23 protein-coding genes and 1 pseudogene are annotated in these 21,884 nt (G+C 71.3%); 15 read left to right on the top strand and 9 right to left on the bottom strand.

Annotated features, from left to right (window positions below):
• Positions 1-199 (bottom strand): annotated as a pseudogene (locus ACTWQA_RS13525) (alpha-L-arabinofuranosidase); the annotation flags it as partial.
• A 165-nt stretch (positions 200-364) separates the two neighbouring features.
• Between ACTWQA_RS13525 and ACTWQA_RS13520 the strand changes: the two are divergent.
• Genes ACTWQA_RS13520 through ACTWQA_RS13510 form a run of 3 tightly spaced genes read left to right on the top strand, consistent with a single transcriptional unit; the run spans position 365 to position 3,449 of the window.
• Entirely contained in the window at positions 365-1,696 is a 1,332-nt protein-coding gene (locus tag ACTWQA_RS13520) for an extracellular solute-binding protein (RefSeq protein ID WP_443159567.1), read from the top strand.
• Positions 1,696-2,619, top strand: coding sequence for a carbohydrate ABC transporter permease (locus ACTWQA_RS13515; RefSeq protein WP_443159576.1), 924 nt, complete (start codon positions 1,696-1,698; stop codon positions 2,617-2,619). The genes ACTWQA_RS13520 and ACTWQA_RS13515 overlap by 1 nt, the downstream gene beginning before the upstream one ends.
• Positions 2,616-3,449 carry a carbohydrate ABC transporter permease gene (locus ACTWQA_RS13510; RefSeq protein WP_327580555.1) on the top strand — a complete coding sequence of 278 codons (834 nt, stop codon included), beginning with the start codon at positions 2,616-2,618 and terminating at the stop codon, positions 3,447-3,449. Before ACTWQA_RS13515 ends, ACTWQA_RS13510 begins: the two co-directional genes overlap by 4 nt.
• An 83-nt stretch (positions 3,450-3,532) precedes the next feature.
• Here ACTWQA_RS13510 and ACTWQA_RS13505 read toward each other — a convergent pair whose 3' ends face one another.
• The gene (locus tag ACTWQA_RS13505; RefSeq protein WP_443159566.1) at positions 3,533-3,763 is read right to left on the bottom strand and encodes a hypothetical protein; all 231 of its coding nucleotides are present in this window, start codon (positions 3,761-3,763) and stop codon (positions 3,533-3,535) included.
• A 200-nt stretch (positions 3,764-3,963) separates the two neighbouring features.
• Between ACTWQA_RS13505 and ACTWQA_RS13500 the strand changes: the two genes are divergently transcribed.
• The 4 genes from ACTWQA_RS13500 (at position 3,964) to ACTWQA_RS13485 (ending at position 7,730) form a co-directional block, all read left to right on the top strand.
• Positions 3,964-4,809, top strand: coding sequence for a sulfotransferase family protein (locus tag ACTWQA_RS13500; RefSeq protein WP_443159565.1), 846 nt, complete (start codon positions 3,964-3,966; stop codon positions 4,807-4,809).
• A complete protein-coding gene (locus ACTWQA_RS13495; RefSeq protein WP_443159564.1) occupies positions 4,806-5,987 on the top strand; it encodes a glycosyltransferase family 4 protein in 1,182 nt (393 codons plus the stop codon). Before ACTWQA_RS13500 ends, ACTWQA_RS13495 begins: the two co-directional genes overlap by 4 nt.
• Positions 5,988-6,153: 166 nt before the next feature.
• Positions 6,154-7,002, top strand: coding sequence for a D-alanyl-D-alanine carboxypeptidase family protein (locus tag ACTWQA_RS13490; RefSeq protein WP_443159563.1), 849 nt, complete (start codon positions 6,154-6,156; stop codon positions 7,000-7,002).
• 140 nt (positions 7,003-7,142) lie between these two features.
• Positions 7,143-7,730, top strand: coding sequence for a WD40/YVTN/BNR-like repeat-containing protein (locus tag ACTWQA_RS13485; protein ID WP_443159562.1), 588 nt, complete (start codon positions 7,143-7,145; stop codon positions 7,728-7,730).
• On the opposite strand, the gene ACTWQA_RS13480 is transcribed toward ACTWQA_RS13485, so the two are convergent.
• Positions 7,696-8,325 (bottom strand): alpha-ketoglutarate-dependent dioxygenase AlkB, encoded by a 630-nt coding sequence (locus ACTWQA_RS13480; RefSeq protein WP_443159561.1) that lies wholly within the window; start codon positions 8,323-8,325, stop codon positions 7,696-7,698. The two genes, ACTWQA_RS13485 and ACTWQA_RS13480, sit on opposite strands and share 35 nt — an antisense overlap.
• A gap of 171 nt (positions 8,326-8,496) precedes the next feature.
• Here ACTWQA_RS13480 and ACTWQA_RS13475 point away from each other — a divergent pair, with 171 nt between their 5' ends.
• Positions 8,497-9,264 (top strand): VOC family protein, encoded by a 768-nt coding sequence (locus ACTWQA_RS13475; RefSeq protein ID WP_443159560.1) that lies wholly within the window; start codon positions 8,497-8,499, stop codon positions 9,262-9,264.
• A gap of 49 nt (positions 9,265-9,313) precedes the next feature.
• On the opposite strand, the gene ACTWQA_RS13470 is transcribed toward ACTWQA_RS13475, so the two are convergent.
• Together ACTWQA_RS13470 and ACTWQA_RS13465 are read right to left on the bottom strand one after the other, a co-directional pair.
• On the bottom strand, positions 9,314-10,276 hold the full coding sequence (locus ACTWQA_RS13470; RefSeq protein WP_443159559.1) for a hypothetical protein: 963 nt from the start codon (positions 10,274-10,276) through the stop codon (positions 9,314-9,316).
• A 5-nt stretch (positions 10,277-10,281) separates the two neighbouring features.
• On the bottom strand, positions 10,282-11,286 hold the full coding sequence (locus ACTWQA_RS13465) for a TolB family protein (protein ID WP_443159558.1): 1,005 nt from the start codon (positions 11,284-11,286) through the stop codon (positions 10,282-10,284).
• 176 nt (positions 11,287-11,462) lie between these two features.
• Between ACTWQA_RS13465 and ACTWQA_RS13460 the strand changes: the two genes are divergently transcribed.
• Positions 11,463-12,164: a hypothetical protein gene (locus ACTWQA_RS13460; RefSeq protein WP_443159557.1), complete on the top strand. Its 702-nt coding sequence runs from the start codon at positions 11,463-11,465 to the stop codon at positions 12,162-12,164.
• 129 nt (positions 12,165-12,293) lie between these two features.
• On the opposite strand, the gene ACTWQA_RS13455 is transcribed toward ACTWQA_RS13460, so the two are convergent.
• Together ACTWQA_RS13455 and ACTWQA_RS13450 are read right to left on the bottom strand one after the other, a co-directional pair.
• Positions 12,294-12,656: a DUF2203 domain-containing protein gene (locus ACTWQA_RS13455; RefSeq protein WP_443159556.1), complete on the bottom strand. Its 363-nt coding sequence runs from the start codon at positions 12,654-12,656 to the stop codon at positions 12,294-12,296.
• A 9-nt stretch (positions 12,657-12,665) separates the two neighbouring features.
• Positions 12,666-13,346: a GntR family transcriptional regulator gene (locus ACTWQA_RS13450; RefSeq protein ID WP_443159555.1), complete on the bottom strand. Its 681-nt coding sequence runs from the start codon at positions 13,344-13,346 to the stop codon at positions 12,666-12,668.
• A gap of 94 nt (positions 13,347-13,440) precedes the next feature.
• On the opposite strand from ACTWQA_RS13450, the gene ACTWQA_RS13445 reads away from it, so the two are divergent.
• The gene (locus ACTWQA_RS13445) at positions 13,441-13,605 is read left to right on the top strand and encodes a hypothetical protein (protein ID WP_443159554.1); all 165 of its coding nucleotides are present in this window, start codon (positions 13,441-13,443) and stop codon (positions 13,603-13,605) included.
• Entirely contained in the window at positions 13,557-14,774 is a 1,218-nt protein-coding gene (locus ACTWQA_RS13440) for an MFS transporter (RefSeq protein ID WP_443159553.1), read from the top strand. Before ACTWQA_RS13445 ends, ACTWQA_RS13440 begins: the two co-directional genes overlap by 49 nt.
• 91 nt (positions 14,775-14,865) lie before the next feature.
• On the opposite strand, the gene ACTWQA_RS13435 is transcribed toward ACTWQA_RS13440, so the two are convergent.
• Positions 14,866-16,185 carry an MFS transporter gene (locus tag ACTWQA_RS13435; RefSeq protein WP_443159552.1) on the bottom strand — a complete coding sequence of 440 codons (1,320 nt, stop codon included), beginning with the start codon at positions 16,183-16,185 and terminating at the stop codon, positions 14,866-14,868.
• 256 nt (positions 16,186-16,441) lie between these two features.
• Here ACTWQA_RS13435 and ACTWQA_RS13430 point away from each other — a divergent pair, with 256 nt between their 5' ends.
• From ACTWQA_RS13430 to ACTWQA_RS13415, 4 genes are all read left to right on the top strand, one after another.
• Positions 16,442-17,149: a sirohydrochlorin chelatase gene (locus ACTWQA_RS13430; protein ID WP_305923551.1), complete on the top strand. Its 708-nt coding sequence runs from the start codon at positions 16,442-16,444 to the stop codon at positions 17,147-17,149.
• A gap of 43 nt (positions 17,150-17,192) precedes the next feature.
• On the top strand, positions 17,193-17,741 hold the full coding sequence (locus ACTWQA_RS13425) for a GNAT family N-acetyltransferase (RefSeq protein ID WP_443159551.1): 549 nt from the start codon (positions 17,193-17,195) through the stop codon (positions 17,739-17,741).
• A 74-nt stretch (positions 17,742-17,815) separates the two neighbouring features.
• A complete protein-coding gene (locus ACTWQA_RS13420) occupies positions 17,816-18,271 on the top strand; it encodes a hypothetical protein (RefSeq protein ID WP_443159550.1) in 456 nt (151 codons plus the stop codon).
• Positions 18,272-18,375: 104 nt separating this feature from the next.
• Positions 18,376-18,630 (top strand): hypothetical protein, encoded by a 255-nt coding sequence (locus tag ACTWQA_RS13415; RefSeq protein WP_305923548.1) that lies wholly within the window; start codon positions 18,376-18,378, stop codon positions 18,628-18,630.
• Positions 18,631-18,718: 88 nt separating this feature from the next.
• Here the strand turns inward: ACTWQA_RS13415 and ACTWQA_RS13410 are convergent, their stop codons facing one another.
• Entirely contained in the window at positions 18,719-21,847 is a 3,129-nt protein-coding gene (locus tag ACTWQA_RS13410) for a tetratricopeptide repeat protein (RefSeq protein WP_443159549.1), read from the bottom strand.
• Between the last annotated feature and the right edge of the window lie 37 nt (positions 21,848-21,884).

Below are 21,884 nucleotides of genomic sequence, written 5' to 3'. Positions count from 1 at the left end.
GGACCGTGGAGACGCCCAGCTCCCTGGTCAGGTCCAGCACGTCGCGGCGGAAGCCGTCCTCGTCGGCCGTCGGGTGCCCCGGCTCGTAGATGCCGGTGTAGACGCAGCGCCCGAGGTGCTCGACGAACGTGCCGAACGTACGCCGGCGGACCGGAGCGACTTTGAACGCGGGATCGATCGTGAGCTGGGCCTGATGCACGAAGGTGGCTCCTGTTTCGCGGGCGTTACTTCGCTCAGATTGTTAGCGTTATCAGCGGGGCCGGTCAAGGTCGTGCGATCACGAAAACGGGTTGCGATCAGAGCCTTGACATCTTTTGTGTTACCGCTAACACTCGGGTAACCCCGACGAAACATCGAGGCAACCGTGCAAGATCCCCCCAAAGTCACCCGCCGGAGCCTCCTCGGCGGCAGCTTGGCGCTGGCCGGCGCCGCGGCCGCCGGATGCGCCATCCCGGTAGGGCTCGGCTCCGCTCAGACCCGCGTCCAGTACTGGCACTTCCTCGGTGCGAGCGACGGCATCATCATGAACCAGATGGTCTCGGCGTTCGCCAAGGACAACCCGAACACCTTCGTCGAAGAGAACGTGCTCGCCTGGGGCGAGCCTTACTACACCAAGATCGCCATGGCCGGTTCCGGCGGGCGGTCGCCCGACCTGGCCACCTTCCACCTGGCCCGGCTGGCCGGGATCGGCGCCGGCGCCATCCTCGACCCCATCAACGTGAAACTGCTGGAGGAGGCCGGCCTGCGCGCCGCCGACTTCAGCCCGCCGATCTGGGAACGCGCCCACCTCGACGGTGTGCTGTACGCGATCCCGTTCGACGCCCATCCGATGGTGCAGTACTACAACACCGACATCTGCGGCCGGGCGGGACTGCTCGGCTCGGACGGCAAGCTGCTGCCCACCCGCAACCAGGACGAGCTGCTGGCCATGCTACGCAAGGCCAAGGAGACGCTGGGCGGCAAGCCGCCGCTGGTCTTCGACGCGCTGGGCCTGGGCACCGTGGGTCCCTGGCGGGTGTGGTTCTCGCTCTATCCGCAGAGCGGCGGCACCCTGCTGGCGGACGACGGCGTCACGATCACCATCGACGACCAGAAGGCGCTGCAGGCGCTGCGGCTCATGGCCCAGCTCGGCCAGGAAGGGCTGTGCGACCCGCGCACCGACTACGGCGCCTCCGTGGCCAGCTTCACCAACGGCCAGTCGGCCTTCCTGTGGAACGGCGACTGGGAGACCACCGGGCTCAAGGAACGCAAGACGCCGTTCAGCATGACCCGCTTCCCGAGCGTCTTCGGCACAGGCGCGGCGCAGGCCGACTGCCACGCGTTCGTCCTGCCGCACCAGCGCTTCCGCGATCCCGAGGTCGAGCGGGCCACCTACCGCTTCATCGCCTACCTCGTCAAGAACAGCGCCGACTGGGCGGTCGCCGGTCACGTGCCCGCGTACCTGCCCGCCCTGGAGGAGCCCGACTACCTCGCGCTGCAGCCCCAGTCGGAGTACCGCTCCGTCATCACCGAGGTCGCGCTCGATCCCCAGGTGTGGTTCGCCGGGTCGGCGTCGCGGATGTGGATCGAGTTCGGGGAGGCGTTCTCCCCGGTGATCAGCGGTGAACGCACGCCGGAAGATGGCCTGGCCGCGGCCAAGGCCTCGCTGAACCGGCTCCTGTCGGCCCCGAACCCCTTCCCCGACCAGGAGCGATGATGACCACCACCGTCGCCGCCCCCGCCGCCGCGACCCCTGCCGCCACCGAGGCCAAGGTCCGGCGCAGCTGGACCCAGCACGGGTTGCTGTTCGTCGCGCCCTTCCTGCTCATCTACGTGGCCTTCCTGGTCTGGCCGACCGTGCAGGGCCTGCGGATGAGCATGTCGAGCGTCAACATCGCCGGCACCAACGACAACCTCGTCGGGTTCGACAACTACGCCGAGGCGTTCGCCGACCCGCGCATGTGGCGCTCGCTCTGGAACACGGTGGTCTTCACCGTGCTGAGCACGGTCCCGCTGGTGCTGCTCGGTCTCGGGTTCGCGTTGCTGGTGCACCATCTGCGGTTCGTGCAGTGGCTCTGGCGGCTGTCGTTCTTCGGGCCGTTCCTGCTGCCGTCGGCCGTGGTGTCGATCCTCTGGCTGCAGATGATCTACCCGCCCGACTACGGCCTGATCAACGGCACGCTCGGCACCGAGTTCACCTGGCTGACCGACCCGTCGACCGCCATGTTCTCGGTGGTGCTGACCACGGTCTGGTGGACGGTCGGCTTCAACTTCCTGCTCTACCTGGCCGCCCTGCAGTCCATCCCCCAGCACCTGTACGAGGCCGCCGCCATCGACGGCGCCTCCGCCTGGGACAAGATGCGCTCCATCACGCTGCCGCTGCTCGGCCGCACGACCGCGCTGATCGTGGTACTGCAGCTGCTCGCGTCGTTGAAGGTCTTCGACCAGATCTATCTCATGACCGGCGGCGGCCCCGAGGACTCCACCAGGCCGATCATCGAGTACGCCTACGACATGGGCTTCACCGGTTACCGCATCGGTTACGCCTCGGCCGTGTCGTACATCCTGTTCGCCATCATCGTCATCGTCTCCTTGGCACAGCTGCGGCTGTTCCGCAAGCGCGCGGAGGGCTCGTCATGACCAAGCGGTTCAGCATCAGCCAGCTCATCCTGCTGGTGGTGGCGCTGGCGCTGGCGATCATCTGGCTGGCGCCCATCGCCTGGGCCGTCGCCGTCTCGCTCAAGCCCGAGTCCGAGACCACGAAGATCCCGCTGGAGTGGATCGGCAGCGCGATCACCCTGGACTCCTACCAGCTGGTCCTGGGCACCGGCGGCATCGTCAAGTGGGCGATCAACTCCACCGTGACCGCGGTGATCACTACGTTCCTGACCGTGTTGTTCTCCGCGATGGCGGCCTACGGGTTCGCGCGGACGCAGTTCCGCGGCCAGCGGGCGCTGCTGGCGGTCATCCTGGCCGGGATCATGGTGCCGCCGCAGGTGCTGATCGCGCCGTTGTTCGCGGAGATGGTCGCGCTCGGGCTGGTCGACACGTGGTGGGCGATCATCCTGCCGCAGGTGGCCGCGCCGCTGATCGTGTACGTCCTGTACAAGTTCTTCCAGGACGTGCCGCCGGAGCTGGAGCAGGCCGCGTTCGTGGACGGGGCGGGGCGCTGGCGGGTGTTCTTCACGATCGTGCTGCCGCTGTCGCGGCCCGTGCTGGCCGCGGTGTCGATCTTCACGTTCATCACCACATGGAACAACTTCCTGTGGCCGTTCCTGGTCTCCACCGACCCGAACACGATGACGCTGCCGGTGGGGCTGGCCAACGTCGTACAGGGCACCTTCGGCCTGCGGTACGCGCAGATCATGGCGTCCGTCGTGCTGGCCGGGCTGCCGCTGCTCGTGGTGTTCGTGCTGTTCCAGCGGCAGATCGTCCGCGGCGTCGCGCACACCGGCCTGGCCGGCCAGTGACGTCCGTCAGCGATCTCGCCGCGGTGGGCGCACGCCGTTGAGCAGGCGAGGAACGGCGACGCCGTGATGCGGCGGCGGGCGGGTCAGGACCGCGGCAGGCGTTCGTACGCCACCGCGTTGAGCACGTCGAAGCGCTGGTCGCGGATCGTGGTGCGGCCACGCTCGGCCGCCGCCCGCAGGCCGTCCAGGTCGCGGACCACGCCGTCGGGGAACAGCGCGTTGGGCAGCTCGTGGTGCACGGCGTCCGGGTGGATGAAGAGGTCGGCGCTCTCTCCCCGGGACACCGCCTCGTGGTAGCGGACGGCGAGGTCCACGTTGGGGTGCTGCTGGAGGTGTGGAGCGCCTGGCCGACCCGCGCGACGCCCGGATCCGCCGGGTGCACCTGACCCAGCGGGGCCGAGAGGCCGTGGCGGCGGCGCGGCGGTGCGCCACCGCGAGGTAAGACCACCGCGCTGACCACGGAACTGAATTCTTGCCAGGCAATTGCCAGGAAGTGACGGTAGTCTCGCTCGGCATGAACTGGCAGCGCAAGGTGAACAAAGCGCTGGTCAGGTTCACCGGATTCCAGATCGAACGGGCCGGGAAAGAGCCGTCGGCCCCTCCCGTTCCCGACGTCCGACCGCCCGCGGATCCGCTGACCGACCGGCTGCTCGAAGCCCCCGTGTTCCTCCTGTCCCCCGTGCGGTCCGGCTCGACGCTCCTGCGGTCGATACTGAACGCCCACTCGGCGCTGCACGCTCCTCATGAGTTGCACGTACGACGCCTGAAGGTGAGTTTCGAGACGAGCCTGGCGTCGAAGGCGATGGCGGCGCTCGGCCACAACCAGGCCGATCTGGAGCATCTGCTGTGGGACCGCGTCCTGCACCGGGAGCTGGTCCGCAGCGGCAAACAGCACGTCGTGGACAAGACACCCGCGAATGCCTTCGTCTACCAGCGCATCGCGACGTGCTGGCCCGACGCCCGCTTCATCTTCCTGCTGCGCCACCCCGCCTCGATCGCCACGTCCTGGCACGAGGCCAGCCCCGACAAGCGCACGGCCGACGAGGCCGCGCTGGACGCGCTGCGGTACATGAAGGCCGTGCAGCGGGCCAGGAAGGCGCTGCCCGGCCTGACCGTCAAGTACGAGGAGCTCAGCGCCGAGCCGGAGCGCGTCACCCGGGAGATCTGCGCGTTCCTGGGCCTGGAGTGGGAGCCGGAGATGCTCTCCTACGGCAAGCAGAGCGTGATCCAGAAAGGGCTCGGCGACTGGCGCGACAAGATCCGATCCGGCACCGTCCAGCCCGCCCGCGAACTGCCCGCCGAGCACGAGATCCCGGACGCGCTCAAGCCGATTTCCCGTACCTGGGGGTACATCTCGTGAAGATCCGCTATCTCATGCTGCACGCGTACGGCATGGGCGGCACCATTCGCACGATCGTCAACCAGGCGAACGCGATGGCCGCGGCGGGACACGAGGTGGAGCTGGTCAGCGTGGTACGCCGGCGCGACAGGCCGCGGTTCGCGCTGGACCCGCGGATCACGATCACCACGCTGGTGGACCAGCGTGGTGGGCGCCGGCCCGACTCCATCGGGCGCAGGGCCTGGCGCCGGGTACGCGGCAAGGTCGTGCCACGGGGCGAGTTCGCGGCCGACTACTTCACCGAGCGGGTGGAATGGGCGGCCATGGACTACTGCGCCAAGCTGCGCGACGGCATCCTGGTCACCACCCGGCCGGCGCTGAACCTGATCTCCGCCCGCCGTACCCCCAAGAGCGTCATCAGGGTCGCCCAGGAGCACATGAACCTGTCGGCCTACCCCGACACCATCCGCAGGGAGATCGCCCGCCACTACGGGCGGTTCGACGCGATCACCGTGCTGACGGGGACGAACCGGCTCGAATACCAGCGGCTGCTCCCCGCGACGCCGATCGTGCAGATCCCGAACGCCGTGCACAGGGTCGATCAGAAACGTTCCCGCCAGGCCAATCCCGTCGTGGTCGCGGCCGGCCAGCTGGTGCCGCAGAAGGGGTTCGACCTGCTCATCGCGGCCTTCGCCCAAGTGGTGGCCGAGCATCCGGACTGGCGGCTGCGCATCTTCGGCACCGGGCCGCGCAAGAGCCAGCTGAGCGGGCTCGTCGAGCAGTACGGTCTGCGCGAGCACGTGGCGCTGCCCGGGCGTACCGACCGGCTGGAACGGGAGCTGACCGAGGCCTCCGTGTACGCGCTGAGCTCGCGGTTCGAGGGGCTGCCCATGGTGATGATCGAGGCCATGACGCACGCGCTGCCGGTGGTGGCGTTCGACTGCCCGACCGGGCCCCGGGACGTGCTGAGCGACGGCGTGGACGGGGTGCTGGTGCCACCCCGGGACGTGGACGCGCTGGCCGAGGCGCTGAAGCGAGTCCTCGCGGATCGTCAGCTGCGGGTGCGAATGGGGAAAGAGGCGGCGAAAACGTCTCGGGCGTACGCGCCGGAACTCGTGATGCCCTTGTGGGAGGATTTGTTCTCTGAGCTGATGCAGGGCGAGCGCGTGACGGACAGTTTCTGGAGCGGCAGCAGGTAGAGCGCGGTTTCTTTAGACATTCCCCGAAAGATCTACCTATCGGAATCCGCGAGGCTATCGGCCTTCTTGGGCGTTTTATCCCTTAATTTCGCTTATATCGGCAAAAGCACCTTCAAGGGCGGTGCAGTCTGGGTCAATGCGTACCCGGAATGCCATCCTGGCTGCCTTGGCAGGCATTGTCGCCCTGGTCACAGGGCTCGCCGCGCCCGCACACGCGAGCGCGTCGCCGCTCCTTCCCGTCACCGCCGTCGACGCCCCCACGGTGTACGGCCGCGCCGCCTACCTGCTCGACGCCTCCTCCGGCGAGGTGTTGTTCGAGGACAACAGCGCCGAGCGCATGCCGATCGCCAGCCTCACCAAGACGATGACGGCCTATGTCGTGCTGAAGACCGCCAAGCCGACGGACGTGGTCGAGATCGCTCCCGCCGACGTCACCTACGCCGAGGACGGCGGCGGCACCACCGCGGACCTGCGCGCCGGCGACCGCCTCACGGTGGACGAGCTCCTGTACGGCCTGATGCTGCCCTCCGGAGCCGACGCCGCGCACGCCCTGGCCCGCACCTACGGCCCCGGCGTCGGCGGCTTCGTCGCCAAGATGAACGCGACCGCCCGCGGGCTCGGCATGACCGACACCCGGTACGTCAACGCCGACGGCCTCCCCATGCCGGGCGGCGACGGCTACTCCACCGCGCGCGACCAGGCCCTGCTGGCCGCCAAGGCGCTGGAGCTCCCGCTGATCAAGGAGACGGCCGGCACCCGGTACCACTCGCTGGACGCCAACGGTGAGCACCGCTCGTACAGCTGGCGCAACACCAACCGGCTCCTGCGGACGGCGCCGGACGCGATCGGGCTGAAGACCGGGTTCACCCGGGCGGCCGGGTTCTGCCTGGCGTTCGCGAGTGAGCAGGACGGGCGGCGCCTGGTGGGCGTACTGCTCGGGGAGTCCGACTCCAGCCGCCGCTTCGCCACGGCCGAGGAGTTGCTGACCTGGGGCGCGAGCCGCCAGTCCGCCTGACGCCCGGCGAGCCGCGACGTGGTCTGGGCCTCCGGTTCGGGCGGCACGGTGCTGAGGACCGTGGACGGCGGCCGGACCTGGCAGAACGTGTCGCCGCCCTGCAGTTCCGCGACATCGAGGCGTTCGACGCGCGCCGGGCCGTGGCGCTGTCCATCGGCGAGGGCACGGACTCGCGGGTCTACCGTACGGAGGGCGGCGGACAGACCTGGACGGAGACGTTCAGGAACGACGAGCCTCGGGCGTTCTACGACTGCCTGGCGTTCTTCGATCCCCGGCACGGGCTGGCCATGAGCGACCCCGTGGACGGCAGGTTCCGGATCCTGGCCACGGAGGACGGTGGGCGGAGCTGGCGGGTGCTGCCTTCTGACGGCATGCCGGAGGCGCTGCCGGGCGAGGCCGGGTTCGCGGCGAGCGGGCAGTGCCTGGTCACGGCCCGGCGGCCGGGACGTGTGGCTGGCCGGCGGCGACTTCCGGCCGGACCAGCAGTCACCCAGCGCGGGAGCGGTGACCAGGGACGGCGGCGCCACCTGGCAGCCCGCCGCCGCGCCGCCTCCGGCGTACCGGTCGGGGTGACGTGGCTGCCGGACCCGCCGTTCGCCGCTGTCGCGGTGGGGCCGTCCGGCAGTGAGCCCGCCCCGCCGAGCAAGTGCTGCCTGCGCGGGCACGGTGCCGCGCGGGCGGCGCCCGCTGAGGTCAGCGGACGCCGCGGGGACGGAACTGGATGCTGATGCGCGGCCCCGTGGGGCGGGTCGTCTTCGGGATGGCGTGCTCCCACGTGCGTTGGCAGCTGCCGCCCATCACGATCAGATCCCCGTGGCCGAGGTCGCGCCGGATCGAGGGGCCGCCGCCGCGCGGACGGAGCAGGAGGGGCCTGGGGCAGCCGACCGAGACGATCGCCACCATCGTGTCCTCGGTGCTCCCCCGGCCGATCGTGTCCCCGTGCCAGGCCACGCTGTCACGGCCGTCCCGGTAGAAGCAGAGCCCGGCCGTGCGGAACGGCTCCCCGAGCTCCTCGCCGTAATGGGCGTTCAACGCGCGCCGGGCGTCGTCGAGCACCAGGTCCGGCAGGGTCTCGTCCTCGTCGTAGAACTTCAGCAGCCGGGGCACGTCCACCACCCGGTCGTACATCCGCCGCCGCTCGGCCCGCCACGGCACCACCTCGGCGAGCCGCTCGAACAACGTGTCGGCACCCGACAGCCAGCCCTGCCGCAGATCGATCCAGGCGCCGTGGGCGAGCTGCGTCCTGCGGACGGCGGCGCCGAGCAGCCCGACGCCGAGCTCTTCGTCCAGACCCAGCAGAGATGCTTGGAACGCGGCTGTCATAGTGCCGAGTGTAGGCCATGGTTCAAACACATATTCGACAGTATGAGAAGGTCGCTTTCGCCGGCGCGCCATGCCAGGCTGGCAGGCGCCGGACACGAGTGGCGTCGCCCTCAGACCGCGCCGTGAGGTGAGGAGGCCACCCACCGCTTCGTCACGCGAAGGACCAACGCCATGCTCACCACCCACTACCTGCCGGGCACCCCCTGCTGGATCGACGTCAACAGCCCCGACGTCGACCATTGCGCGGCCTTCTACACCGGGCTGTTCGGCTGGCAGTCGATCACGCTCGGGCCTGAGCACAGGGACTACCGCCTCTGCCAGGTCGACGGCAAGACGGTCGCCGGGATCAGCCACGCCACCGAGGACAACCCGGCCGCGGCCTGGCTGACGTACTTCCGGACCCCCGACGCCGACACCGCCGCCAAGACGATCGAGCAGGCGGGCGGCACGGTGGTCGCGCCGCCGCGCGACATCGAGGGGCAGGGCCGGATGGCGGTGTTCGCGGATCCGGCGGGGGCCAGGTTCGCCGTGTGGCAGCCGGGCGAGACCAAGGGGCTCGGGATGGTCACGGAGCCGGGTTCGCTCGCCTGGGCGGAGCTCTACGTCCCCGACCTCGCCGCCGCGCGCTCCTTCTACCAGGCCGTCTTCGGCTGGTCCATCCGTGATCTGCCGATGGGCGACCTGTCCTACCCCGTGGTCTCCCCCGCCGGGGGCGGCGAGGAGACGTCCATGGCCGGGCTCGCCCAGCTGGAGCCGGGCGACACCCCGCACTGGCTGCCTTACTTCGAGGTGCCGGACTGCGACGCCACGGTGGCCATGGCGCAGCAGCTCGGCGGCACGGTGCGGGCTCCGTCGATGAGCGTGGAGGACGTCGGGCGCATGGCGTTCCTGACCGACCCGCACGGCGCCCGTTTCGCGGTCATCACCAGCTCGGCGTGAACGCGTGGCCGCCGGCTTCAGGTGAGCGAGGAGCCGGTCGGCGCGTGGGTCAGCCGCCGCACGCCGCGAACACGAAGGTGTCCTTCAGCACCGTGTAGCGGTCCCTGATCGTGGCCGCGCCGGTCCGGGTGTCGATCTGGACGATCGTCACCTTGGTGGAGTTCGACAGGTGGCGGGTCAGGTGGAGGGTCACCTGGGTGTCCCCCGTCCAGTCGATCATGTCGAGGTCGCCGGCCGGCAGCTTGATCTTCTTGCGATCGGTGACCTGGTCGGACTCCAGGTCGTACAGCACCAGCTCCGGCTTGTCCCCCTGCACGAGGTTCGCCACGGTACGCCCGTCGGCGGCCAGCGCCTGCGGCCCGTTTGCCGCGACGACCTGCGGCGGCGTGGCGCGATGCAGCCGCTCGCCCGCGTCGCTGTAGACGATCAGGTCGGTGACGGACTCGTCGTCCTCGAAGGTGGCGAGGACCTCGTCGCCGTCGGCGCTGAAGCCCTGCAGGCCCAGGTCGGACGGCAGGGTGCCGAGCCGGTCGCCGGTGGCGGTGTCGAAGACGAGGGTGGCGCGGGGCTTGTTGCTGAAGACGGCGGCCAGCCGGCCGCCGTCGTCGGAGAGGACCAGCGTCGTCTCGTTCTGGCCGACCCGCGGCAGCGCGTCCTTGGGCAGCAGTATGACGCCGCCGCCGAGCGTCCGCACGGCGAGCCTGCCGGTCTTGGTGAGGTACGCGACCCGCTGCCCGTTCCCGCTGACCGCGATGGGCGCCGGGAAGTCGCGGGTGGGCCTGCCCTTGGCGTCGAGGGCGACCCCCTGCGCGTCGCGCAGCGTCATCTGCGCGCCGCCGTGCATGACGAGCCGCCAGCCGCCGCACGGCCGGGGCTGCTCGTCCTTGTCCGCGCAGCTCTTGATGGAGGCGTACCTGATGCTGTCGTGGTGCGGATCGGCGTGCGCCACCGCCGGGGCCGTCGCCAGGGCGGCGAACGCGACGACGAGGGTCGCGAAGATCTTGGTTCTCATGTGGATCACTCCCCCGCGGCGAAGTAGGCGTGCCTGGTCTTGCTGATCGTGTACGTGTCGGCCTGCGTGGCCTCCCGGGACTGCGGGTCGACGGTGAGCACCCGTATCACCGCCGGTTGCCCGTCCTCGCCGCTCTGCACGACCACGTTGAGCCGCCCGTCCGCGCTCCACCACGGACCGTACGGCACCGCGCCGGGACTGACGGGCAGGTCGGCGGCGGCCGAGAGATCCCCGGTCTCCAGGTCGTAGATCCGCACCCTGGGCGGCCGCTTCGTGTGCGTGTCACCCGTCGTGAACGTCGCCACGGTCTTGCCGTCAGGGGCCAGCGCGTGCGCGAGGGCGTTCGCGACGACCTGGGGAGGCGTGCTCGTGATGGGGGCGCCGCCGTCGAGGCGGTAGGCGTACATGGCCGTGGTGTTGTCGCGCTGGAGACGGGTGGCCAGCACCTCGTCGCCGTCGCCGCTGAAGCCGAGAATCGTGTCCGCGGCGGGCAGCGTGGTGATCTTGCCGGTGGCGACCGTGATGACCTTGGTGGGCAGATGGGTGGGATCGTCCAGATAGTCGATCAGCACCTTGTCCCCCGCGGGTGACAGCTCGACGCCGATCTCGTCGGTGCCGACGCCCTTGGGCACCGACGACTTGGGCAGCACCGTCGCCGGGCCGCCGGCGGCCGAGCGGACGACCAGGCGGTGGTCGCCGGCCCGTTCGTAGGCGAGCACTCGCCCGTCCCCGCTGATCGCGAACGTGCCGGACTCGCGGACGTCCTCGCCCGCAGCGTCGATCGTGGTGATGGCGGCGTCGCGGACGGTCGTCTGCTTGCCGTCGCGCCACAGCAGCCGCCAGTGGCCGCAGGGGAAGGAGTCGCCTTCCTTCTTGTCGTAGCAGGACTTGACCCAGGCGGCGCGGGCCACCGGGGGCGCGGTCCGCGCGTGGGCGGCGCCGGGTACGAGTCCCAGCCCGCCGAGGACGGCCGCCGCCAGGAGCGCGGCGGTCGCTGAGGGATGCCTCATGGCTGTGATCCTTTCGTTAACCCGTTTAGACCCGCACGTGCCGTGGCCGGTTCGTCACGGATCGGCCACAGCTGTCCGGCGAACGCGCGCTCGCGGGCCTCTTGACCGTCACCCTCATCCATGTCTAGATCAGAAGGTTGATCGTTCCCGAGCGGAGGATTCGGCATGGCGTCGGCATGGGCTCACCGATCGTGACCACCGCGGGCCTGGACGTGGCCCCGGAGACCGGGCAGTCCCAGGACGCGCCCGGTGAGCGGGGCTCGCGGCGGGCGCGTGCGGTGCGGATCTCCACAGTGCTCGCCGGGCTGCTTCATCTGGCCATGGCCGCCGTGCTGGCGGGGATTCCCGGGAGCTCGCCCACGCTGGACCGCGTGCCCGTGCCTGAGGGGTACACGACGGCGCCGCCGGCCGCGCTCAGCGCCCGCCCCGCGGCGTCGCCGGTCCTCCCCACGCCGGACACCGCCGCGCCCACCGCTCTGCCTGTCAGCGGCGCGACGCCTGCCGACGGTCGCGGGCGCACGCCGCCGGGCGGCGTTCCCACGGGCACGGTTCGACCGACGCCAGGTCGGGGGGCGCCGGTGGCGGTCGGCGCGACCGCGCGGGGGAGCAAGACCGCTGCGCGACCCGGCGAATCGGCTACGCGGCCCGGCACGACGGCCGCGCCTGCCAAGACGACACCGGCCAAGGGGCCGACGCCCGCCAAGACGACACCGGCCAAGGCCGCATCTGCCAAGACCTCGCCCGGCAAGCCCTCTGACACACCTGCCGAGGCCCGGCCCACACCTCCTGGACCGACCGGAGAGCCGCCGGGACGGGCCGGCGGCCCAGAAGGGAACCCGGCCGGGACGGACATCCCGCCCGGCCAGGCGAAGAAGTGACCCCCGCGGGCCGTCGGCGCGGATGATCGCATCGCGGGCCGGGCTCGAACCGGTCGGCGTTGAACGAGACGTCGATGCCGCCGGCTCGCGCGGCCACCACGCCGACCGCGTCCTCGTCCAGCGCGAAGGCTAGGGGAGCGGACGGCGGCCGGCGAAGCCCAGGTCCGTACGGTGGTACCAGGCGAGCTCCCGCTCCCCCTCGATCCAGCACAGGCGCACCGACACCTCATCGAGCACCGCAGGGAAGTCGACCAGCACCGGCGCGATGCCCTTGACCTCGATCCCCAAACCGGTCCACCCGCTGAGGATCTCCTCGATGCGGGCCTCGAGCGCCTTCATCTCGGGAATGCCGCCGAGCTCGGAGCCGCCTCTGGCCTGCCGGTCGACGGTGATCTCGGCGAGGTCGGCGCGGGCGGCGATCACCACGCGGGCGTCCTCGATGACACCGGGCAGCAGGGCGCGGGCCTCGTCGACGGTGAAGATCCGGTCCATGCGGAAACGTTAGCGGTTCGGCTCGTAGGCGTGGACGAGCAGCTCTTGCGCGTGGTCCAGATAGTCGTCCAGATAGGCCGCGGCCTCCTCCGGCTTGCCGGCCTCGATCAGCTCGAGCAGCGTGCGGTTGCGGTCGACGAACGGCTCGTGGAAGGCCCGCGGGTTCTCCATCACGTGGAAGATGAGGCGCAGCTCGGCCAGCAGCTGGCGCATGAGCTCGTCGATCCTGGGGCTGTCGTTGAGCGACACGAGCGCCTGGTGGAAGCGGATGTTGGCGGTGCCGACCCCCAGCCAGTCATCCTTGGCGGCGGCCCGCTCGGCGTCCCGCATGGCCTCTCTGACCACGGTCAGCGCCCGCGGCGGCGCCGGACGGCGCACCGCCGCGCCCTCCAGCACGCGGCGCACCCGGTAGAGGTCGAGCACGTCCTCGACGGACGGCAGGCGCACGAACACGCCCCTGTTGAGCTTGTGGTCGAGCAGCCGCTCGTGCCCGAGCAGCCGGAACGCCTCCCGCAGCGTGTTGCGTGACACGCCGAGCCCTTCGGAGATGGCCTCCTCCGACAACCGCTGGCCGGGGCGGAAGAAACCCTCGCTGATGCGGTCGCGCAGGATGTCGGCCACCCGCTCGGCCGTGCTGCTGCGTCCCAGCCGGGGCCGGTCCTGGGAGAGATCAGCGACGACGTCATCCACATTTAACAGGGAATCATGGAGCAAACCTCTTGTCGAATTGTTCAACGATTCTTATGTTGAAACTATCTCCCCCTCGACAACTTAGGAGCAATCGATGTCAAGCTCCGCGCAACAGACCCGGCGGGTGATCCTCGCCAGCCTGATCGGCACGTCGCTGGAGTGGTACGACTTCTTCCTCTACACCACGGCCGCGACGCTGGTCTTCCCAAGTTGTTCTTCCCCGGGCTCGACCCGTTCAACGCGACGCTGGCGTCGCTGACCACCAATGCCGTGGCGTTCGTCGCCAGGCCGCTGGGCGGCGTGGTGTTCGGCCACTTCGGCGACCGGGTGGGCCGCAAGACCGTGCTGGTGGTGACGCTGCTGGTGATGGGCGTCTCGACGTTCCTCATCGGCGTGCTGCCCGGCTACGCGAGCGTGGGCGTGATCGCGCCGATCCTGCTGGCGCTGCTGCGCTTCGTTCAGGGACTCGGGCTCGGCGGCGAGTGGGGCGGCGCGGTGATCATGTCGCTGGAGCACGGCGACGGGCGGCGGCGCGGGTTCAACGCGAGCTGGCCGCAGGTCGGCGTGCCTGCCGGGTACGTGCTGGCGACCGGACTGCTCACGCTGCTGTCGTTCGTCCAGTCGGACGCGGCGTTCCTGTCGTGGGGCTGGCGGGTGCCGTTCCTGCTGTCGGGCGCCCTGGTGTTCGTGGGCCTGTGGGTGCGGCTGAAGATCACCGAGTCGCCGTTGTTCGCCGAGGTCGAGCAGCAGGGCGCCAAGGCGAAGATGCCGCTGCTTGAGGTGCTGCGGACGCACCCGCGCGCGCTGCTGTCGGCCTTCACCGCGCGGATCGGGGTGGACGTGGCGTTCTACACCTTCACCGCGTACATCATCGTCTACATCACCGGTCAGCTGGACCTGCCGCGCTCGTACGCGTTGAACGCGGTCCTCGTCGGCTCGGCGCTGCAGCTGGCGCTGATCCCGCTGTTCGGGGCGCTGTCGGACCGGGTGGGGCGGCGGCCGGTCTACTTCGCGGGCGTCGTGGGCGCGGCGGTGTGGGTGTTCGCGTTCTTCCCACTGCTCGAAACGAAGTCGTTCCCGCTGATCGCGCTGGCCGCAGTGGTCGCGCTGATCACGCACGCCGCGATGTACGGGCCGCAGGCCGCGTTCATCGCCGAGCTGTTCAGCACCCGGCTGCGTTACAGCGGGGCCTCCATGGGCTATCAGGTGGCCGGCATCGTGGGCGGCGCGCTGGCGCCGATCATCGCGCTCCAGCTGTTCCAGACGTACCAGACCACGGTCGCGGTGTCGATCTACGTGGTCATCGCCCTGGCCGTCACCACGTTGGGCCTGGCCATCGCGCCGGAGACCCGCGACCTCGACCTCGCCGCAGAGGCGGAGCCCGCGCCGCGCCCCGGGATCCCCGGCCAGGTCGGGCCGTTCGCCTGAGACACCCCTCGATTGCCGCGAAGGCGGGCGGCGGCTGCCACCGCCGCCCGCGCGGAAGGGTGCGGTTACGTGAGGTCGCCGCCGCAGGGCATCACGGTGTGGGCCCCGGGGAATCCGCGGCCGGTTGTGCTGCCGGCACGCTGAGCGCCGTACGCCATCTGCCCTTGAAGGCCGCCATCGAGACCAGGAACACGACCTGTCCGGCGAGCGCCACGCCGAGCCAGGTCTGCCAGCCGCCAGATTCCACTACCAGCGGCGAGACCACCAGGAGCACCACGATCATGACGCGGACGACCATGCCCCAGATGCCGAGGGCCGAGCCCTGCAGCCGGGATTCGACGTCCTCGGCGTTCTCGGAGAAGTTGGCCATCCACGGCACGTACGCGACGCCCATGAACAGGTAGAGCAGTGCGTACACGACGGTCACCTGCGCCGCCGGGACGCCCGGGCCGATCAGGGTGATGAAGTACACGAGCATCGCCACGGTCAGCAGGGTGCCCACGGCGGTGAACGGCTTGCGCAGCTGGATCCGGTCCGAGACCCGGCCCACGACGACCACAGCCACGGCGTTGAGCACGATACCCAGCGCCACCACCCGGTTGGCCGCCGCCGGGTCCATGCCGAACGCGCCCGTCAGTATGGTCTGGCCGAAGATCGCGAACGTCCAGTAGAGGACCTGCCAGCCGGTATTGCCGAGGACGTGGGCCCACAGGTGCGGATGCCGGAACAGCTCACGCACCCGGCCGTGCTGGGTCCGCCCCTCGGCCTGCACGGCCATCTCGGATTCGAGCACCTCGGCCCGCAGCGCCGCCGACGGCTCGGCGATCTTCCAGATGATGACGCCGCACATGCCCAGCGACACGACACCCATGATGATCGCCTGCGACTGCCACGCGTTGCCGAACAGCGGCAGCGTGAACCCCGCGATGAACGAGGCCAGGAACGACGCCCCGACGGGACCCCACGTCCAGAACGCGAACGCCTGCGCCCGGCCCAGCCGCGGTGAGAAGTCCCGGACGAGCGAGGCGGTGATCGTGATCCCCGCGCCCTCGATGAACAACATCAGGCAGCGGATCCAGAACAGGCCGGCCACGGAGTCCACGGTGGCGAGCAGGAAGTTGCAGGCGGCCGTGACGGTCAGGGTGGGCACCAGGATCGTCACCCGCCCCCACCGGTCGGACAGGATGCCCCCGAAACCGGCCGAAAGCCCGCCCACGAGCACCGACAGCGCGGCGATCTGCCCGTAGACGGTGAGCGACATGCCCAGGTCCTCCATGAGGAGGGGCAGGATGGTGGCGATCGTGGTCTCGAAGTTGGCCACCAGACTCGCCAGGACCGCGATCGCCAGCAGGAAGATCCGGCGGCGACCGACCGGGTAAACGCCCAGCTCGCGGACATAGAACGGCTTCATGACCCATCCTCCGGGGGACGGTTGTGGGACATCGCTCTAGAACGCGTTTCTAGTTGCTCCAAGCTTTCCGTTTTGTATGGATAAGTCAACGTTCCGAGGGATCACGATGTGATCTCGAGCACAGGGTCAGGGTTGTGACGGAATCGCCATCTATTCACGGAACAACACCCATCGAATGGGCATAAACTGCCCGCCTGTGAGCCTGCCTGTACGTGAACGTTCCCCTCGGCCGGGCGGCGGTCGCCACCGCCGGCCCGTGCCCACGTCCCTGCCGCCGGACGCTCCTGTGCTCGTGCTCGCCACCCCCGGCGACACCGCCGGCGTGGCGGAAGAGATCGCGGCCGTGGTACGCGTGGACAACCCCCAGATCGAGGTCCGGCTGTCGAGCGTCGCCGACCTGGCGGACTCCCTTCCCACCGGCCGCGACGTGGTCATCGTGCCCCTGCTCACCTGGGAAGACCCCGTCGTCATGGCGGAGATCGGCAAGGCCGTGGCGGCCGGCGGCTCAGGGGCCGCGGTGTCCGACGCGCTCGGGCCGCACCCGCTGCTGGCCGAGGCGCTGCACATCCGGCTCGCCGAGCGCGGCCTGGCCCGGGCCGACCGCGTCCGCCTGCTGAACGTCTCCAGCCCCGTGGACGCCGTCATCCTCGGCACCGTCGGCGGCGAGCGCGCGGTGCGCGCCGTGCAGGCCACCGCGGTGCTGCTGGCCTCCCGGCTCACGCTCCCGGTCGTGGCCGCCGCGCTCGACAGCGAACCGGGCGTGAGCGTCGCCGCCCAGCGCCTGCGCGCGGCCGGCGCCGAGCGGCTGGCGATCGCCCCCTGCATGATCGGCCACGAGGCGCCCCCGGGGATCGTCGAGCGGGCCGCCGCGGAGATCAACGCCGGGCATGCGGAGCCGCTCGGCTCGCACAGCGCGGTCGCCGAACTTGTCGCGCGAGCTTACGGCAGTCAACTCGCGACTTGACAAGGGCTTGTAAAGATCACGGAACTCGCGTTACCGTCTGCGCATGCGCCAGGTGGTGTGGAACAGGGAACGACTCGGCCTCCGTGACGTGACCGAGGCCGACGTGCCCGCGCTGCACGCCATCTACGGCGATCCCACCGTGACGCAGCACATGCCGTTCGCGCCGCGCACCTTGGGCGAGGTCGCGGACCTGGTGGACGAGGCCATGGCGGCGGTCTGCGCGCAGCCGCGGCTGCTCTACGTGATGGCCGTGGTCGACGCCGAGCGCCGTGACCTGATCGGGGTGGCCCGCCTGAGCATCGAGTCCGAGCACCCGCACAGCGCGGAGATCGGCTTCGGGCTCCACCCCGACGTGTGGGGCCGCGGGGTCGGCACGGACCTGGTGCGGCTGCTGCTGTCGTTCGGGTTCAAGGAGCTCGGGCTGCACCGGATCTGGGGTGCCCGGTCGCCGGCCAACCTGCCCGCGCAGCTGGCGATGCTGACGGCGGGGATGGTGGAGGAGGGCCGGATCCGGCACCACGTGCACACGCCGCACGGGTGGCGCGACTCGATCGTGCACTCGGCACTCGAGGACGAGTGGATCGATCGCTGAGCGGCCGGTGTGGCGGGCGCGGGGATTGTCGGTGGGGCACCCTACGATGAGCCTCCTCATGGAGGGATGAGCCTATGGTCGACTCGCTGATCGTGCCCCTGTTCGTCACGACGGACCTGCCGCCGGAGGCGGACCTGGCCGAGTTCGGGGCGTTGCTCGCCGGGACGGCACGCGTGCTGGGCCACGAGGGCGCCGGCTACGAGGCGTTCCTCACGGGCAAGGTGTTCTGGCTGGACCGGCCCGTGCTGCCCGAGCAGCGGCCGGCGGCCGAGACGGAGCTGCGATTCGCGGGGATGCTGGGTTACCTCGCCGCTTCCGGCTCCGGCCACACGGCCAGGGACGTGGTCGGGGACGTGCGGCAGGCGATCGGCGAGGCCGTGGCGAGCCGCTACGGCGACGTGGGCGTGGCTCCGGCCGTGTTCGCCATCCGCGACCAGGACGTCCGCGAGCGCACCCCGGAAGCCGCCCTCTACGTCGACACGCCCAACGGCACGGCCGAACTCGTCAGTGCGGCCAAGTCGTACGTCTAGTCAGAAGGTCTCGCCGCGTGCCATGGTGAACGAAGATCCTTCCGGCCGGCACGGCACACGGCGCGAGGCTCGCTGGTGGCGGTCTGAACGACGAGGAGGTTCCCATGGCGGTGCTCGGCGCGATCTGCTTCGGGCTGGTGATCGGCTGGATCACATATCGGACGCTGCGCCGCAGGGAGGGCGCCGTGGGTCTGACCGACCTCGCCACGGTGCTGGCCGCGGTGGGCGGCGGGGCGGTGACGGCGTTGTTCGACGTGCCCGAGGTGTTCGGGGCCTACGCGGTGGGGCTCGCGGTCGGCTTCTTCGGCTACCTGGTCGTGGCCACGCTGATGCCGGACTCGAAGTGGATGGACCACTAGTCCAGCACGGCCTCGCGCAACGCCTGCGCCGGCCCCTCGCCGGTGCGGAGCCTCGAACGGCGCCTCCGCCGGAGGTGGCGAGGCCCCGTCACCGCCCCGCCGGACCGATCGGCCCAGACCAACCACCGCCATCCTTCAGCGGGTCGGCGACGGCCGGGCCGAGGGCTGCGTGCAGGCGCTCCCCCGCCTCCACGAACTCGCCCCGCCGCAGGTCGAGCACGGCGCGGTGCAGGGTGGCGACGAAGAGGGCGTCGAGGTCTCCTTCGCCGGCGGCCAGCTCCAGCGCCCGCTGCAGCTCCGGCACGGCGTCGTCCACCCGATCCAGGCCGGCCAGGCAGAAGGCGCGCATGGTCAGGGCGACCGCCTCCTTGACGGGCGCCCGCATCCGCGCGAACGTCTCCCCCGCCGCCCCGAACTCCTCCAGCGCCCGCTCGGCATCACCCTCCGTGTACGCGAGCACGCCCAGGTTGTAGCGGACCGAGGCGGAGCCGTCATGGTGGCTGATCGCCTCGTACTCGCGTTCCGCCAGCTCGAAGGCGGCCCTGGCGCCCACGGCGTCGCCGGTGGCGCGGCGGCGTTGCGCGATGCGGTACCACTCGTCGGCGGGATCCCGGCGCTCCCCCCTCCGCCGTACGATCTCCACCACGCGGGCCTCGCAGGCGGCGGCCTGCGGGCGGTGGCCGCGCCCGGCCAGCAGGACGGCGTGCGCGTCGAGCGCCCGGCAGGCGTCCTCCCACGCCCCGGCGGCCTCCAGCTCGATGGCGCAGGCGGTCATGCGCTCCACCGCCGCGGTGAGGTCGCCCTGGTCGACGGCGGCGCGGGCGGCGGGGATCAGCGCGGTGGCCGCCGGTTTCTGCTCGCCCAGCGTCAGGTACATCTCGCGGGCCCGGGCCGCGCACGCCACCGCCGCGGCCGGATCGCCGGCGGCCAGGCAGGCGTCGGCCGCCTCGGCCTGGAGTGACGCCTCCTCGGCGGCCAGTCCGGCGGCTGCGTACAGGGCGGCCGCGCGGAGGTGCCGGTCGACGGCGCGGGCGGGGTCGCCGGCCCGCAGGAGGACCACGCCCATGCTGGCGAGCTGCCGGGCCTCGGATCGAGTCTCGCCCAGGGCGCGGTAGACGGCCGCCGAACGTTCGTACGCCTCCAGGGCCTGGGCCGGCTCGTCCAGCTCCGCATGGTTGAAGCCGAGCCTGGAGAGCGCGTCGGCGCTCCTGGCGCGCTCGCCGGCCTCGTCGAACGCGGCCGCCGCCCTGGCCAGCACGGCGTTGGCGGCCCTGAGGCGGCCCAGCTCGGCCAGTCGGAGCGCCGCGGACAGCAGGAACCCCCCGCGATCGCCCGGCGCCTGACCGCGTTCACCGGCCGGGTCGAACTGGTGCTCGGCGAAGTGGAGGAGCTTGAGCGTCAGGTCCTCGTCCGAGGTCAGGAGCGCGAGCTCGACGGCGGCCTGCACGAGGTGCTCGTCCATCGCCGGCGGCGGGCCGTCGAGTACGGCGGACAGCCGGTTCAGCAGGCCGGCGTCGCCGTTCCTGGCCAGGGCCAGGGCTTCGCTCAGGTCGCGGGCGTCGCCCAGGGCGGAGAAGCGGGTCAGCAGGGCGTGGGACAGCAGCCGCTGGGCGGGGGCCTGGTCGCGGGAGGTCTTCACGGCCAGCTCGAGGCCTTGGCGGGCGGCCAGGACGGCGTCGTTCACGTCCTCGGCCCCCGCTCCCTCAGGCGGCGCGGGGGCCGGGTGGGCGGCGCGCCATTGGAGCACCTCCGACAGCCGGCCGTAGGCGTCGGCGCGGAGCGTCAGGTGGTCGGCGGAGGTGAGGGTCTCGCGCAGTGCGGTGACCGCCTCGTCCGCTGTCGCGGGGGTGAGGCGCAGGCTCAGGGACTGGGCGAGCAGGAGGAGTGCTTCGGGCCGGGCGGGGTCCTGTTCGGCGTGGGCGGCGAGGGCCGCGCGGGCGGCGGTGATCGGCTCCGTGGGGTCGCCTCCGGTGACCACGGCCCGCTCGAGCAGCGCGTTCGCCAGGGTGGCCAGCAGGCGCGCGCGGTCGGGGTGGCCGGGCGGGGCCGGTCCGGCTGCTTCGCGGATGGCGTCGATGGCCACGTCCAGGTCGGCCTGCTCCCCGGTGACGCCGTAGCGGCGCCACCGGCGCTCGGCCAGCAGTGCGAGGCGCACGATCGGGTCGGCGGCGAGGCGGCCCAGCGAATCGCCACCGATCTGGGCGAACGAGTCCTCCCGTCCGCGGGCCGGCTCGCCGGGGGCGACGCCCAGGGCGTCCAGCATCTCCCGGCCGGCCTCGAGCGAGCGCTCGTCCCCCGTGACCACGTACCACTCGACGAGCCCCGCCGCGTACGGCGCCAGCACCCCGGGATGCGCCCACTGCTCGTGCCAGAAGTCCAGCGCGCACTGCCCCACCCTGATGAACGCCAGCAGGTCGTCGTCCAGGACCGAGCCGGCCGCCCGCGCCCGCGTGAGCTCCACGAGCGCCAGCAGCGTCTGCGACCTGTCGCGGCTGCCCGGTGCTGATTCCGCGGCCGCGAGGTAGGCCCTGACCAGGTCCTCCTCGCCGGGCGCCGCCAACGCGAGCGCCGCGGCCAGCTCCCCCCGGTAGGCCACCTCGCCGGGCGCCCCCAAGGCCGCCCTGAACAGCACGTGCACGGCGTCGTCGATGAGCTCCCGCGCGCCCGTCTGCCCGTGCAGCCGGACCAGTCCGCCGCCGAGCAGCGCGAGCGCGCCGGGCGCCCAGGACGGGTCGGCCGAGCGCATGGCCTGCTGTACCAGCAGCTGCTGGAGCCGGTCGGCGGTGTCCACGGTCGGGTGGGCCACCGCACGGCGGACCAAGGCGTGGATGAGCAGCCCGACGTGCCGGTACGCGGCCGGGTCCACGTGCAGGAAGATCTCCTCCAGCAGCCCGGCCCACGTGCCGGCCGAGTCGCCGGGCGGCATGCCCGAGCCGCGCAGCTTCTCCGGCAGCCGCCCGGGGTCTACCACGGCCACGGCGGCGAAGAAGGCGCCCGCCACCGCGGCGTCCTGCGTGGTCCGCTGGTCGAGCCGGTAGCGGGCCAGGTGGAGCATGCCGATCAGGCGCCAGGCGGCGGCGTCGGACCGGTCGCCGGCGCACGCCCGCATCGCCTGCTCGGCCTCGTCCAGCGCCGCGGGATCCCAGATCAGCCCGGGATCCGCGGCCTGCTCGAACCGCTCGATGCGGGCGGCGAGCGCCGCGGCCGGATCGGTCATGGGCACAGGGTCCCACCGGCGGACGCGGCCGTACAGG

Origin of the sequence: Nonomuraea sp. 10N515B (genome assembly GCF_052245915.1) — a bacterium.
Lineage (GTDB): Bacteria > Actinomycetota > Actinomycetes > Streptosporangiales > Streptosporangiaceae > Nonomuraea.
Note: the sequence above shows the minus strand (reverse complement) of the source record. Positions and strands in the feature narration are given on the sequence as shown.